Source organism: Lelliottia sp. CFBP8978 (assembly GCF_034046055.2).
Taxonomy (GTDB): domain Bacteria; phylum Pseudomonadota; class Gammaproteobacteria; order Enterobacterales; family Enterobacteriaceae; genus Enterobacter.
In genome coordinates this window covers 4,290,150-4,304,332 of sequence record NZ_CM188253.1, presented here as the reverse complement: position 1 = coordinate 4,304,332, position 14,183 = coordinate 4,290,150, and the positions used below count along the sequence as shown (strand labels likewise).

At 53.8% G+C, this 14,183-nt stretch carries 11 protein-coding genes, 2 tRNA genes and 2 rRNA genes; 12 read left to right on the top strand and 3 right to left on the bottom strand.

Annotated features, from left to right (window positions below):
• Window positions 1-50 precede the first annotated feature (50 nt).
• The 4 genes from SOM82_RS20235 (at window position 51) to SOM82_RS20220 (ending at window position 3,428) form a co-directional block, all read left to right on the top strand.
• A 23S ribosomal RNA gene (locus tag SOM82_RS20235) occupies window positions 51-2,957 on the top strand.
• Between the two features lie 92 nt (window positions 2,958-3,049).
• Window positions 3,050-3,165, top strand: a 5S ribosomal RNA gene (rrf, locus tag SOM82_RS20230).
• Window positions 3,166-3,220: 55 nt separating this feature from the next.
• A tRNA-Asp gene (locus SOM82_RS20225) sits at window positions 3,221-3,297 on the top strand.
• Window positions 3,298-3,352: 55 nt separating this feature from the next.
• A tRNA-Trp gene (locus tag SOM82_RS20220) sits at window positions 3,353-3,428 on the top strand.
• 91 nt (window positions 3,429-3,519) lie between these two features.
• On the opposite strand, the gene hdfR is transcribed toward SOM82_RS20220, so the two are convergent.
• The gene (hdfR, locus tag SOM82_RS20215; protein ID WP_320461514.1) at window positions 3,520-4,341 is read right to left on the bottom strand and encodes an HTH-type transcriptional regulator HdfR; all 822 of its coding nucleotides are present in this window, start codon (window positions 4,339-4,341) and stop codon (window positions 3,520-3,522) included.
• Between the two features lie 118 nt (window positions 4,342-4,459).
• Between hdfR and SOM82_RS20210 the strand changes: the two genes are divergently transcribed.
• Entirely contained in the window at window positions 4,460-4,798 is a 339-nt protein-coding gene (locus SOM82_RS20210; protein WP_154128957.1) for a MaoP family protein, read from the top strand.
• Between the two features lie 32 nt (window positions 4,799-4,830).
• Here the strand turns inward: SOM82_RS20210 and SOM82_RS20205 are convergent, their stop codons facing one another.
• On the bottom strand, window positions 4,831-6,351 hold the full coding sequence (locus tag SOM82_RS20205; RefSeq protein WP_320461513.1) for a YifB family Mg chelatase-like AAA ATPase: 1,521 nt from the start codon (window positions 6,349-6,351) through the stop codon (window positions 4,831-4,833).
• Between the two features lie 343 nt (window positions 6,352-6,694).
• Here SOM82_RS20205 and ilvL point away from each other — a divergent pair, with 343 nt between their 5' ends.
• From ilvL to ilvA, 7 genes are all read left to right on the top strand, one after another.
• Entirely contained in the window at window positions 6,695-6,793 is a 99-nt protein-coding gene (ilvL, locus tag SOM82_RS20200; protein WP_023620831.1) for an ilv operon leader peptide, read from the top strand.
• Window positions 6,794-6,879: 86 nt separating this feature from the next.
• Window positions 6,880-6,930 carry a peptide IlvX gene (gene ilvX / locus SOM82_RS20195; protein ID WP_414672135.1) on the top strand — a complete coding sequence of 17 codons (51 nt, stop codon included), beginning with the start codon at window positions 6,880-6,882 and terminating at the stop codon, window positions 6,928-6,930.
• Between the two features lie 2 nt (window positions 6,931-6,932).
• On the top strand, window positions 6,933-8,579 hold the full coding sequence (ilvG, locus tag SOM82_RS20190) for an acetolactate synthase 2 catalytic subunit (protein WP_154128955.1): 1,647 nt from the start codon (window positions 6,933-6,935) through the stop codon (window positions 8,577-8,579).
• Window positions 8,576-8,839, top strand: a complete 264-nt coding sequence (ilvM, locus tag SOM82_RS20185) for an acetolactate synthase 2 small subunit (RefSeq protein WP_320461512.1) — start codon at window positions 8,576-8,578, stop codon at window positions 8,837-8,839. The genes ilvG and ilvM overlap by 4 nt, the downstream gene beginning before the upstream one ends.
• 18 nt (window positions 8,840-8,857) lie before the next feature.
• Entirely contained in the window at window positions 8,858-9,790 is a 933-nt protein-coding gene (gene ilvE, locus SOM82_RS20180; protein WP_320461511.1) for a branched-chain-amino-acid transaminase, read from the top strand.
• 55 nt (window positions 9,791-9,845) lie between these two features.
• A complete protein-coding gene (gene ilvD, locus SOM82_RS20175; RefSeq protein ID WP_320461510.1) occupies window positions 9,846-11,696 on the top strand; it encodes a dihydroxy-acid dehydratase in 1,851 nt (616 codons plus the stop codon).
• A 2-nt stretch (window positions 11,697-11,698) separates the two neighbouring features.
• Window positions 11,699-13,243, top strand: coding sequence for a threonine ammonia-lyase, biosynthetic (gene ilvA, locus SOM82_RS20170; RefSeq protein WP_320461516.1), 1,545 nt, complete (start codon window positions 11,699-11,701; stop codon window positions 13,241-13,243).
• On the opposite strand, the gene ilvY is transcribed toward ilvA, so the two are convergent.
• On the bottom strand, window positions 13,240-14,130 hold the full coding sequence (gene ilvY / locus SOM82_RS20165) for an HTH-type transcriptional activator IlvY (protein WP_320461509.1): 891 nt from the start codon (window positions 14,128-14,130) through the stop codon (window positions 13,240-13,242). The genes ilvA and ilvY overlap by 4 nt on opposite strands.
• Window positions 14,131-14,183 lie beyond the last annotated feature (53 nt).

Genomic DNA, 14,183 nt, shown 5'->3' with positions numbered 1-14,183 from the left:
TCAAATTTTCGCAACACGACGATGTTTTACGAAACATCTTCGGGTTGTGAGGTTAAGCGACTAAGCGTACACGGTGGATGCCCTGGCAGTCAGAGGCGATGAAGGGCGTGCTAATCTGCGATAAGCGTCGGCGAGGTGATATGAACCTTTGACCCGGCGATACCCGAATGGGGAAACCCAGTGTGTTTCGACACACTATCATGTCATGAATACATAGTGGCATGAGGCGAACCGGGGGAACTGAAACATCTAAGTACCCCGAGGAAAAGAAATCAACCGAGATTCCCCCAGTAGCGGCGAGCGAACGGGGAGGAGCCCAGAGTCTGAATCAGCGCGCGTGTTAGTGGAACGGTCTGGAAAGTCCGACGGTACAGGGTGATAGTCCCGTACACAAAAATGCACGCGTTGTGAACTCGAAGAGTAGGGCGGGACACGTGGTATCCTGTCTGAATATGGGGGGACCATCCTCCAAGGCTAAATACTCCTGACTGACCGATAGTGAACCAGTACCGTGAGGGAAAGGCGAAAAGAACCCCGGCGAGGGGAGTGAAAAAGAACCTGAAACCGTGTACGTACAAGCAGTGGGAGCCTACTTGTTAGGTGACTGCGTACCTTTTGTATAATGGGTCAGCGACTTATATTCTGTAGCAAGGTTAACCGTATAGGGGAGCCGAAGGGAAACCGAGTCTTAACTGGGCGTTAAGTTGCAGGGTATAGACCCGAAACCCGGTGATCTAGCCATGGGCAGGTTGAAGGTTGGGTAACACTAACTGGAGGACCGAACCGACTAATGTTGAAAAATTAGCGGATGACTTGTGGCTGGGGGTGAAAGGCCAATCAAACCGGGAGATAGCTGGTTCTCCCCGAAAGCTATTTAGGTAGCGCCTCGTGAACTCATCTTCGGGGGTAGAGCACTGTTTCGGCTAGGGGGCCATCCCGGCTTACCAACCCGATGCAAACTACGAATACCGAAGAATGTTATCACGGGAGACACACGGCGGGTGCTAACGTCCGTCGTGAAGAGGGAAACAACCCAGACCGCCAGCTAAGGTCCCAAAGTCATGGTTAAGTGGGAAACGATGTGGGAAGGCACAGACAGCCAGGATGTTGGCTTAGAAGCAGCCATCATTTAAAGAAAGCGTAATAGCTCACTGGTCGAGTCGGCCTGCGCGGAAGATGTAACGGGGCTAAACCATGCACCGAAGCTGCGGCAGCGACGCTTATGCGTTGTTGGGTAGGGGAGCGTTCTGTAAGCCGTTGAAGGTGAACTGTGAGGTTTGCTGGAGGTATCAGAAGTGCGAATGCTGACATAAGTAACGATAAAGCGGGTGAAAAGCCCGCTCGCCGGAAGACCAAGGGTTCCTGTCCAACGTTAATCGGGGCAGGGTGAGTCGACCCCTAAGGCGAGGCCGAAAGGCGTAGTCGATGGGAAACAGGTTAATATTCCTGTACTCGGTGTTACTGCGAAGGGGGGACGGAGAAGGCTATGTTAGCCGGGCGACGGTTGTCCCGGTTTAAGCATGTAGGCGGAGAGTTTAGGTAAATCCGGACTCTTATCCAACGCTGAGGTGTGATGACGAGGCACTACGGTGCTGAAGTAACAAATGCCCTGCTTCCAGGAAAAGCCTCTAAGCATCAGGTAACATCAAATCGTACCCCAAACCGACACAGGTGGTCAGGTAGAGAATACCAAGGCGCTTGAGAGAACTCGGGTGAAGGAACTAGGCAAAATGGTGCCGTAACTTCGGGAGAAGGCACGCTGGTGTGTAGGTGAAGTCCCTGCGGACGGAGCTGAAACCAGTCGAAGATACCAGCTGGCTGCAACTGTTTATTAAAAACACAGCACTGTGCAAACACGAAAGTGGACGTATACGGTGTGACGCCTGCCCGGTGCCGGAAGGTTAATTGATGGGGTTAGCCGCAAGGCGAAGCTCTTGATCGAAGCCCCGGTAAACGGCGGCCGTAACTATAACGGTCCTAAGGTAGCGAAATTCCTTGTCGGGTAAGTTCCGACCTGCACGAATGGCGTAATGATGGCCAGGCTGTCTCCACCCGAGACTCAGTGAAATTGAACTCGCTGTGAAGATGCAGTGTACCCGCGGCAAGACGGAAAGACCCCGTGAACCTTTACTATAGCTTGACACTGAACACTGGTCCTTGATGTGTAGGATAGGTGGGAGGCTTTGAAGCGTGGACGCCAGTCTGCGTGGAGCCAACCTTGAAATACCACCCTTTAATGGCTGGTGTTCTAACGTAGACCCGTAATCCGGGTTGCGGACAGTGTCTGGTGGGTAGTTTGACTGGGGCGGTCTCCTCCTAAAGAGTAACGGAGGAGCACGAAGGTTAGCTAATCCTGGTCGGACATCAGGAGGTTAGTGCAATGGCATAAGCTAGCTTGACTGCGAGAGTGACGGCTCGAGCAGGTGCGAAAGCAGGTCATAGTGATCCGGTGGTTCTGAATGGAAGGGCCATCGCTCAACGGATAAAAGGTACTCCGGGGATAACAGGCTGATACCGCCCAAGAGTTCATATCGACGGCGGTGTTTGGCACCTCGATGTCGGCTCATCACATCCTGGGGCTGAAGTAGGTCCCAAGGGTACGGCTGTTCGCCGTTTAAAGTGGTACGCGAGCTGGGTTTAGAACGTCGTGAGACAGTTCGGTCCCTATCTGCCGTGGGCGCTGGAGAATTGAGGGGGGCTGCTCCTAGTACGAGAGGACCGGAGTGGACGCATCACTGGTGTTCGGGTTGTCATGCCAATGGCATTGCCCGGTAGCTAAATGCGGAAAAGATAAGTGCTGAAAGCATCTAAGCACGAAACTTGCCCCGAGATGAGTTCTCCCTGACTCTTTAAGAGTCCTGAAGGAACGTTGAAGACTACGACGTTGATAGGTCGGGTGTGTAAGTGCAGCGATGCATTGAGCTAACCGATACTAATGAACCGTGAGGCTTAACCTTACAACGCCGAAGATGTTTTGGCGGAAAGAGACGATATTCAGCTTGATACAGATTAACTGATGCGCGGAGAAGCGTGTTGGTAACAGAATTTGCCTGGCGGCTTTAGCGCGGTGGTCCCACCTGACCCCATGCCGAACTCAGAAGTGAAACGCCGTAGCGCCGATGGTAGTGTGGGGTCTCCCCATGTGAGAGTAGGGAACTGCCAGGCATCAAATTAAGTAGTAAGCCGGTGCATTAATCCGGTGGTTACAGAAGTCTTCGGTGGAGCGGTAGTTCAGTCGGTTAGAATACCTGCCTGTCACGCAGGGGGTCGCGGGTTCGAGTCCCGTCCGTTCCGCCACTTATTATAAAAATTAAGCCTGCTAAACAAGCAGGCTTAATAGTAAGAAAAATTTAGGGGCGTAGCTCAGTTGGTAGAGCACCGGTCTCCAAAACCGGGTGTCGCGAGTTCGAGTCTCTCCGCCCCTGCCATATAATAATCCTTTGCTTAGGCAAAGGATTTTTTTTGCTTTGAATATACCCTCAAACGTCCTCTTTCTTGCGTCCCTGCAAGCCTTCCTTGTTAATCCATTACATTGATTTTCAAAAGATCTTTTATTTGTGCATGTTTATCGCTGTTCCCAAGCCAAATGGCGTAGAGAGGCCGTAACAGCGTTGCTGAGTCGGTAACCCTGTGCAGCCCTGGTTTCTGATCCGCCCAATGCACTGGCAACCAGGTGCAACCTTTCAACGCAGGCAACTGTTGGCAAGCTATCTCTGCTGAGCTGGTTGTTAGCGGGGGAACTTCATCGGCTGCGATCAAACCTGTCTCATTCTGTTGGAAATCAGGTCCCCACTCCAGCCTCAAGTAGTTGAGGTCGGCCTTCATTACGGCGGGTTCAGAAGCATAGAGCGCAAGGCTGAATTGCCCCAGGATCTGGCTGCTAAATTCGTCCATTTTGGGGGCTTCTGTCGTGATCAAAAGATCCAGCTGGCGTTCATGTAACTGCTTAACAAGCGACTGCCGCTGTGCGATTCTGGCGTCAAACTGCAGGTTATTATGAGCATTGTACAGACGCGTAAGCCACTGACTCAGCATACATTCCCACAAAGACGCGCTGGCACCGATTGAAAACTCATTATATCTGGAGGTATGTGCTACCTCCTTTCGCGCTGCTTGCCAGGTGTTCATCAGCGTTTCAGCGTAGGGTAAGAGCTTCTCTCCGGCTGCGGTTAATCGTATGTTGTTGCGATGTCGGGTAAAAAGATTTACACCCAGTTGATTCTCAAGCTGGCGAATACGAAAACTCACCGCTGACTGAGTCAGGTAGAGTGCTTCCGCTGCTCGCCCAAAGTGACGCGTTCTGCTCACTTCGAGGAAAGTTTTTAGCAATTCCGTATCCACATCTTTCTCCGCAAAATTATTTGTCGTTATGATTTAAATGTTTTGTTTGACGCTCTGTCAAGCGTAACTAATACTCCGCGCCATAAATAGCTCGGCCAAAGAATTAGGAGCGTGTAGGATGGCGGAAAGCTTTACGACAACTAATCGTTTTTTCGACAATAAAAATTACCCGCGCGGGTTCTCTCGTCATGGCGATTTCACCATCAAAGAGGCGCAAATGCTTGAGCGCCATGGTTATGCCTTTAACGAGTTGGATCTGGGGAAACGTGAGCCTGCAACTGAAGACGAAAAACTGTTTGTTGCCGTTTGCCGTGGAGAACGTGAGCCTGTATCTGAAGCGGAACGTGTATGGATCAAATATATGGCTCGCATCAAGAGACCAAAGCGTTTTCATACACTATCTGGCGGTAAGCCACAGGTCGAAGGTGCTGAAGACTACACCGAATCCGACGACTGATACGATATAAAAACGGGGCTTCGGCCCCTTTTTTACGTCAGCATCTTTTGCAGATGCAGTAGCAAACGGTCTATTGCGCGATAGCTCAGCGCTTCCTGCAAATGCCGTCTTTCAATTCCCTCATTTCCCTCTAAATCAGCGATAGTCCTCGCTACCTTCAATAAGCGCTGCCACGCCCGTACTGACAGCCCAAATCGCGTCAGCGTCTCTTCCAGCCAGCGAGCATCATCGTCGGCAAGTGAACAAAGCGTACGAATTTCTGCATTATCGAGACGCGCATTCAGTTTGTTCTGGCGTAGGTACTGACGTTGCTGAGCATCCATAACTCTTTGCCGTACGGCGCTGCTACCTTCACCTGTTGCATTTTTCTTGCTAAGCACTCCGGGTGGCGGTAAGGGGATTTCAAGTGATAAATCGAAACGGTCGAGGAAAGGGCCAGATAATCTACCCAGGTAGCGAAGAGTCTGTTCGGGTGTGCTCCGATTATGATTTCCCTGATAGTGGCCTGAAGGGCTGGGATTCATGGCCGCAATGAGCTGGAATTGCGCCGGGTAGCTAATCTTGGCCCGAGCACGAGAAATATGAATCTGTCCCGATTCGATAGGCTCTCTCAGTGCGTCCAGGACTCGCCTTTCAAACTCCGGTAGTTCATCAAGAAACAGTATGCCGTGATGCGCCAGTGAGATCTCGCCGGGCTCAGGAATTGAACCACCACCGACCATCGCACTGAGTGAAGCGCTGTGGTGCGGGGAGCGAAACGGTCGTTTCCGCCATTGTTTCTGGAGGGCAATTGAATTTGTCAGACTAATAATTGCTGCGCTCTCAAGCGCCTCCTGATTGTTCAATGGAGGCAGCAGTCCGTTAAGTCTGCTGGCCAGCATTGTCTTCCCTGTACCGGGAGGACCGATGAGCAACAGGTTGTGCCCGCCTGCTGCGGTGATCTCCAGCGCACGCTTTCCCTGCTCCTGGCCAATAATATCGCTCAGGTCTTCACGGGTATCCGGGGCAGTCAGTCGATTCTCTTCAGGTTCTGCAAGCTCATGGCGTCCTTCGAGGAAAGCGCACACCTCCTGTAAATGCCCTGCTATCAGGCAACCTTTCTCCTCGATAAGTCCGACTTCGGGCGCGTTCTCCGTGGCGACTATTATCTGCCTTCCTGCTTTCAAAGCGGCTAACGCTCCCGAGATTGCACCAGGAACGCCCCTCAAGGCGCCTGTAAGCGCCAGTTCGCCCACAAACTCGTACGTATTCAGTCTGGGAGCGTTGAGTTGCTCAGAGGCGGTGAGAAGCGCTATAGCGATAGGTAAATCATATCGCCCACCCTCTTTAGGCAAGTCGGCGGGAGCCAGGTTAATGGTGATCTTCTTTGCCGGGAACGTATAACCGCTATTAATGATCGCGCTGCGAACGCGGTCTCTGGCCTCTTTCACCGTGGTTTCAGGGAGTCCAACAAGCGTTAAGCCGGGGAGACCATTACTCAGATGGACTTCCACCGAGATGAGAGGGGCCTGAACCCCTAATGCAGCACGAGTATATACAACCGACAGCGACATAAGCGCCTCCTTAAACGGCTACTGTGCCAGCGTCTTTTTTTGTTTTTTAGTGACAATTAGCAGCAATACGATGCGCGTTCAGGTTTTTTTATCAAACTTTGTAACCGTTGCTTTATGGCTGAATCAGGCTCGCAAAGGCGTGAAAAAGAGCATATCGGTGACCAGGAGGGCGTTGTAAAAAATGAAAAATATTCATTTTCTTTTTTCTTCATATAAAACAAACATTTTCCGCAGAACAGTTAGCGGGATCAGAAATTCAGCCATAAATATTTCTTGTGTTGAATTTATTATCTGTGTTACCTCTTTAGGTATTCCTTCGAACAAGATGCCAAAAGAAATCAAAATGACAGCCCTTCTACTAGTGATTAGCCTGGTCGTGATTAGCGTGGTGGTGATTATTATCCCACCGTGCGGGGCTGCACTTGGACGAGGAAAGGCTTAAAAAACAAGCCTTAACGAACTAAGACCCCCGCACCGAAAGGTCCGGGGGTTTTTTTATGACTTAAAAACTAAAGCGAGGAGCAGAGAATGACAACTAGCATAAAATTCTGTTTCTCCATATTTATGACGGGGAACTAACTATGAACGGAGCACAATGGGTAGTACATGCGTTGCGCGCGCAGGGAGTCGAAACCGTATTCGGTTATCCGGGTGGCGCAATTATGCCGATTTACGATGCATTGTATGACGGCGGCGTGGAACATCTGTTGTGCCGTCACGAGCAAGGCGCAGCCATGGCCGCGATTGGTTTTGCCCGCGCGACGGGGAAAACGGGCGTCTGCATGGCGACATCCGGGCCTGGTGCCACCAACCTGATCACTGGTCTGGCGGACGCGTTGCTTGATTCTGTTCCCGTTGTGGCCATCACCGGGCAGGTTGCCTCACCGTTCATCGGTACCGATGCCTTCCAGGAGGTCGATGTCCTCGGATTGTCCCTGGCATGCACTAAACACAGCTTTCTGGTGCAATCGCTTGAAGAGTTGCCGCGCGTGATGGCAGAAGCGTTCCAGGTCGCTAACTCAGGGCGCCCTGGACCGGTTCTGGTTGATATTCCGAAAGATATCCAGCTCGCGTTTGGCGATCTGGAGCCCCATTTCTCCACTGTCACTAATGAAGACAGCTTCCCGTATGCGGAAGTTGAAGAGGCCCGTCAGATGCTGGCTCAGGCTCAACAACCGATGTTGTACGTCGGTGGTGGCGTGGGCATGGCTCAGGCGGTTCCGGCGCTGCGCGAATTTATCGCCGCAACGCAGATCCCTGCAACTTGTACTCTGAAAGGTCTGGGGGCTGTTGATGCTGACTACCCGTATTATCTGGGGATGTTAGGGATGCACGGCACCAAAGCTGCAAACCTGGCGGTTCAGGAGTGCGATCTGCTGATTGCGGTGGGAGCGCGTTTCGACGACCGCGTCACCGGTAAGCTCAACACCTTCGCGCCGAATGCGAAAGTGATCCATATGGATATCGATCCGGCTGAAATGCACAAATTGCGTCAGGCGCATGTCGCGCTGCAGGGCGAGCTGAATGCGTTGCTGCCGGCATTGCAGCAGGCTTTGTCCATTGATGCATGGCGTCAACACACAGCGCAGATGCGCGCAGAAAATGCCTGGCGTTACGATCATCCAGGCGAGGCAATTTACGCTCCGCTGCTGTTAAAACAACTGTCTGATCGCAAACCGGCGGACAGCGTGGTGACCACCGACGTCGGGCAACACCAGATGTGGTCTGCTCAGCATATGACCTACACCCGACCGGAAAACTTCATCACTTCCAGCGGCCTCGGGACAATGGGCTTCGGCCTGCCAGCAGCCGTAGGCGCTCAGGTTGCGCGCCCAAATGACACGGTAATCTGCGTTTCGGGCGATGGCTCATTCATGATGAACGTGCAGGAGTTGGGCACGGTCAAACGCAAACAGCTGCCGCTGAAAATCCTGTTACTGGATAACCAGCGTTTGGGGATGGTTCGCCAGTGGCAACAGCTCTTTTTCCAGGAACGCTATAGCGAAACCACGCTCACGGATAATCCCGATTTCCTCGTACTGGCCAGCGCCTTCGGCATTCCTGGCCAGCACATCACCCGTAAAGACCAGGTTGAAGCGGCACTCGACACTATGCTGTCCAGCGAAGGGCCTTATCTGCTTCATGTCTCAATCGATGAGCTTGAGAATGTCTGGCCGTTGGTGCCGCCCGGTGCCAGTAACGCACAAATGATGGAGAAATTATCATGATGCAACATCAGGTCGCCGTTCAGGCCCGCTTCAACCCAGAAACATTAGAACGCGTATTGCGCGTAGTCCGTCACCGGGGTTTTCAGATTTGTGCCATGAATATGGAAACCGCCACCGATGCCCAGAACATAAATATCGAATTGACCGTTGCCAGCCCACGGTCGGTCGACTTACTGTTTAGCCAGTTAAATAAACTGGTCGATGTTGCCCACGTTACCATCTGCCAGAGCACAACCACATCACAACAAATCCGCGCTTAAGCGTGACAGGAAGAGAAAATGACGACAAAGAAAGCTGATTACATTTGGTTCAACGGTGAGATGGTTCGTTGGGAAGATGCCACGGTACACGTGATGTCACACGCCCTGCACTACGGTACTTCTGTGTTTGAAGGTATCCGTTGCTACGACTCTCACAAAGGACCAGTGGTGTTCCGCCATCGCGAACACATGCAGCGTCTGCATGACTCAGCCAAAATTTATCGTTTCCCGGTGTCTCAAAGCGTTGATGAGCTGATGGAAGCGTGCCGCGAAGTGATTCGTAAAAACGGCCTGACCAGCGCCTATATTCGTCCATTGGTTTTCGTGGGTGATGTCGGCATGGGCGTTAACCCGCCAGCCGGTTACTCCACTGACGTTATCATTGCCGCGTTCCCGTGGGGGGCTTATCTCGGTGCAGAAGCGCTGGAGCAGGGGATCGACGCAATGGTTTCTTCCTGGAATCGCGTCGCGCCAAACACCATCCCAACTGCCGCTAAAGCGGGCGGTAACTATCTGTCCTCTCTGTTAGTGGGGAGCGAAGCACGCCGTCATGGCTATCAGGAAGGTATCGCCTTAGACGTAAATGGCTATATCTCTGAAGGGGCGGGGGAAAACCTGTTCGAAGTGAAAGACGGCATTCTGTTCACCCCGCCATTCACCTCCTCTGCACTGCCGGGCATCACCCGTGATGCGATCATCAAGCTGGCGAAAGATCTGGGTATCGAGGTTCGCGAACAGGTCCTGTCCCGCGAATCGCTGTATCTGGCAGATGAAGTATTTATGTCTGGCACCGCGGCAGAAATCACCCCTGTTCGCAGCGTCGATGGTATTCAGGTAGGCGAAGGCCGCCGTGGCCCGGTCACCAAACGTATTCAGCAAGCATTCTTTGGCCTCTTTACCGGTGAAACGGAAGATAAATGGGGCTGGTTGGATCAAGTTAATCCTAAATAAAACAATGGGACGGCACGCACCGTCCCATTTTACAGATAGACGGGAGTAAAAGAGCATGCCTAAGTATCGTTCCGCCACCACCACCCACGGCCGTAATATGGCCGGTGCCCGCGCGCTGTGGCGCGCAACCGGGATGACCGACGCCGACTTCGGAAAGCCGATTATCGCCGTGGTTAACTCCTTTACCCAGTTTGTGCCGGGTCACGTCCACCTGCGCGATCTCGGTAAACTGGTCGCCGAGCAAATCGAAGCTGCCGGCGGCGTGGCGAAAGAGTTCAATACTATCGCTGTCGATGATGGTATCGCGATGGGCCACGGGGGCATGCTCTATTCACTGCCGTCTCGCGAGCTAATCGCTGATTCGGTCGAGTACATGGTCAACGCCCACTGTGCCGATGCGATGGTCTGCATCTCCAACTGCGACAAAATCACCCCCGGGATGTTGATGGCTTCTCTGCGCCTGAACATTCCGGTGATCTTTGTCTCTGGTGGCCCGATGGAAGCCGGTAAAACCAAGCTTTCCGACAAGATCATCAAACTCGATCTGGTCGATGCGATGATTCAGGGCGCGGACCCGAAAGTTTCTGATGAGCAGAGCGATCAGGTTGAGCGCTCTGCGTGTCCAACGTGCGGCTCCTGTTCCGGGATGTTCACCGCTAACTCTATGAACTGTTTGACCGAAGCGCTGGGTCTTTCACAGCCGGGCAATGGCTCGCTGCTGGCAACCCATGCTGACCGCAAACAGCTGTTCCTCAACGCCGGTACTCGCATTGTGGAGCTGACGAAACGTTATTACGAGCAAGATGACGACAGCGCGCTGCCGCGTAATATTGCCAACAAAGCGGCATTCGAGAACGCAATGACTCTCGATATTGCCATGGGCGGCTCCACTAACACCGTTCTGCATCTGCTGGCCGCGGCGCAAGAAGCGGAAATTGATTTCACCATGAGTGACATCGACAAACTCTCCCGCAAAGTGCCACAGCTGTGTAAAGTCGCGCCGAGCACCCAGAAATATCATATGGAAGACGTTCACCGTGCCGGTGGCGTGCTGGGTATTCTCGGTGAGCTGGAACGCGCCGGTTTGCTGAACCGTGAAGTGAAAAACATTCTCGGTCTGACCCTGCCGCAAACGCTGGAGCAGTACGACGTGATGCTGACCAAAGACGAGGCGGTGAAGAAAATGTTCCGCGCCGGTCCGGCAGGCATTCGTACTACGCAGGCATTTTCTCAGGATTGCCGCTGGGACACGCTGGATGACGATCGTGCTGAAGGGTGTATTCGCTCTCTGGAACACGCATACAGCAAAGACGGTGGTCTGGCGGTACTGTACGGCAACTTTGCAGAAAATGGCTGTATCGTCAAAACCGCAGGCGTGGACGACAGCATCCTGAAATTTACCGGTCCGGCGAAAGTCTACGAAAGCCAGGACGATGCGGTAGAAGCGATTCTGGGCGGGAAAGTGGTGGCGGGTGATGTTGTGGTGATTCGCTATGAAGGGCCAAAAGGCGGACCGGGCATGCAGGAAATGCTCTATCCGACCACCTTCCTGAAGTCGATGGGCCTGGGCAAAGCCTGTGCGCTGATCACCGACGGTCGTTTCTCCGGCGGCACGTCCGGCTTGTCTATCGGCCACGTTTCTCCGGAAGCGGCGAGTGGCGGCAATATCGCCATTATCGAAGACGGTGACATGATTGCCATCGACATCCCGAACCGCGGCATTCAACTGCAGCTGAGTGAGCAGGAAATCGCCGCGCGTCGTGAAGCACAGGAAGCCCGTGGCGACAAAGCCTGGACGCCAAAAGATCGTCAGCGTCAGGTCTCTTTCGCTCTGCGTGCTTATGCCACCCTTGCCACCAGTGCGGATAAAGGCGCGGTGCGCGATAAATCCAAACTTGGGGGCTAATGATGGCTGAATCACAACCCTTATCCGCCGCCCCTGAGGGGGCGGAATATCTGCGGGCGGTGCTGCGTGCACCGGTCTACGAGGCCGTGCAGGTCACGCCTCTGCAAAAAATGGAAAAGCTCTCTTCACGTCTCGACAACGTGATCCTGGTGAAACGCGAAGATCGCCAGCCTGTTCACAGCTTTAAGCTGCGCGGGGCTTACGCGATGATGGCGGGACTGACGGAAGAGCAAAAAGCGCGCGGTGTCATCACCGCATCAGCGGGGAATCACGCCCAGGGCGTGGCGTTTTCTGCCGCGCGTTTAGGGCTGAAAGCACTGATCGTGATGCCGGTGGCCACGGCGGATATCAAAGTGGACGCGGTTCGTGGTTTCGGTGGCGAAGTGTTGCTTCACGGTGCCAATTTTGATGAAGCGAAGGCGCGCGCCATCGAACTGGCGCAGCAGCAGGGCTTTACCTGGGTTCCTCCTTTCGATCACCCGATGGTGATTGCAGGGCAAGGCACGCTGGCGCTGGAGCTGTTGCAACAGGACGCGCATCTCGATCGGGTGTTTGTCCCGGTCGGCGGTGGCGGTCTGGCGGCAGGTGTGGCGGTGCTCATCAAACAGTTGATGCCGCAAATCAAAGTGATTGCGGTGGAAGCGGAAGATTCTGCCTGCCTGAAAGCCGCGTTGGACGCTGGTCATCCGGTGGACTTACCGCGCGTGGGCCTGTTTGCAGAGGGCGTGGCGGTCAAACGCATCGGCGATGAGACCTTCCGCGTGTGTCAGGAGTATCTCGACGACATCATTACCGTCGACAGCGATGCGATTTGCGCCGCCATGAAAGACTTGTTCGAAGACGTCCGTGCGGTGGCGGAGCCGTCTGGCGCCCTGGCGCTGGCCGGGATGAAAAAATACATCGCTCAGCACAACATTCGCGGGGAACGGCTGGCGCATGTGTTGTCCGGCGCGAACGTTAACTTCCACGGCCTGCGCTATGTTTCCGAACGCTGCGAGCTGGGTGAACAGCGTGAAGCGTTGCTGGCTGTCACCATTCCGGAAGAGAAAGGCAGTTTCCTGAAATTCTGCCAGCTGCTGGGCGGGCGCTCGGTGACGGAGTTTAATTACCGTTTTGCCGATGCCAAAGATGCCTGCATTTTTGTCGGTGTGCGTCTGAGTCGCGGGCTGGAAGAGCGTAAAGAGATCCTGAGCCTGCTTCATGAAGGCGGTTATAGCGTTGTGGATCTTTCCGATGACGAAATGGCGAAGCTGCATGTGCGCTATATGGTAGGGGGCCGTCCGTCGAAGCCGTTACAGGAACGTCTGTTCAGCTTCGAGTTCCCGGAGTCGCCAGGCGCATTGCTCAAATTCCTGCATACGCTAGGGGCGCACTGGAACATTTCTCTGTTCCATTATCGTAGCCACGGTACTGACTACGGTCGTGTTTTAGCGGCATTTGAACTGGGCGAGCACGAGCCGGATTTCGAGACACGGCTCAACGAACTGGGCTACGATTGCCACGACGAAACCCATAACCCGGCGTTCAGGTTCTTCCTGGCGGGTTAGTGGTTTGGCAAAATCTGCCAGAACGCATCAATAAGCGGCTCATGTAGCCGCTTTTTTTGTGCGCATACGCCAAGCTCAAACGGCGTTTTCTCATCGCTGCGTTCCAGGATCATCACGCGATTACGCACCGGTTCCGGGCTATTTTCCAGCACCACTTCCGGCAGCAACGCCACGCCACAGCCGAGCGCCACCATCGACACCATCGCTTCATGCCCGCCTACGGTTGCGTAGATCGACGGGTTGCTGATTTTTTGCCGACGGAACCATAGCTCGATACGGCGGCGAACCGGACCTTGATCGGCCATGATAAACGGTACCGTTGACCAGTCAGGATTATCGACGGATATCTGATTACGCACCGGGCACGGAAGCGCCGGAGCGATTAACACGACGGCCAGATTCTCGAGCATCGAAAACGCGACCGCACCGGGCAGCGTTTCGGGCTTGCCCGCAATCGCCAGATCCGCTTCACCCGTCACCACCTTTTCCATCGCGTCAGCGGCATCACCGGTAGTGAGCTTGATTTCAACCGATGGGTGCTCGGCGCGAAAGCGGTCAAGGATGGGCGGTAAGTGGCTATAGGCTGCCGTGACGGAACAAAAAATATGCAGCTCGCCAGAGAGAGACGGCCCTTGCTGATCGATAGTATGTCGCAACTGTTGATACTGCAGCAGCGTCTGCTGGGCGAAGGTGCGTAACTCTTCCCCTGCTTCGGTAAGCGTCACCGTGCGGTTATCGCGGATAAACAGCGCCTGACCGAGGTCATCTTCCAGGCGTTGGATCTGCCGGGAGAGCGTAGAGGGACTGACGTGCATGGCCCGTGCGCTGCGGCCAAAATGACGGCTTTCTGCCAGATGCAGAAAGGTTTTGAGATCGCGTAAATCCACAGCTCGCACTCCACGATTTTGCATTGCAGAAATTGCAACGTGACGTTGTGAAT

Coding starts and splice junctions, on each gene's coding strand:
- SOM82_RS20210 (WP_154128957.1), top strand. CDS start 4,460: ATGGCGGAAAGCTTTACGACAACTAATCGTTTTTTCGACAATAAAAAT.
- SOM82_RS20205 (WP_320461513.1), bottom strand. CDS start 6,351: ATGTCGCTGTCGGTTGTATATACTCGTGCTGCATTAGGGGTTCAGGCC.
- ilvL (WP_023620831.1), top strand. CDS start 6,695: ATGACAGCCCTTCTACTAGTGATTAGCCTGGTCGTGATTAGCGTGGTG.
- ilvG (WP_154128955.1), top strand. CDS start 6,933: ATGAACGGAGCACAATGGGTAGTACATGCGTTGCGCGCGCAGGGAGTC.
- ilvM (WP_320461512.1), top strand. CDS start 8,576: ATGATGCAACATCAGGTCGCCGTTCAGGCCCGCTTCAACCCAGAAACA.
- ilvE (WP_320461511.1), top strand. CDS start 8,858: ATGACGACAAAGAAAGCTGATTACATTTGGTTCAACGGTGAGATGGTT.
- ilvD (WP_320461510.1), top strand. CDS start 9,846: ATGCCTAAGTATCGTTCCGCCACCACCACCCACGGCCGTAATATGGCC.
- ilvA (WP_320461516.1), top strand. CDS start 11,699: ATGGCTGAATCACAACCCTTATCCGCCGCCCCTGAGGGGGCGGAATAT.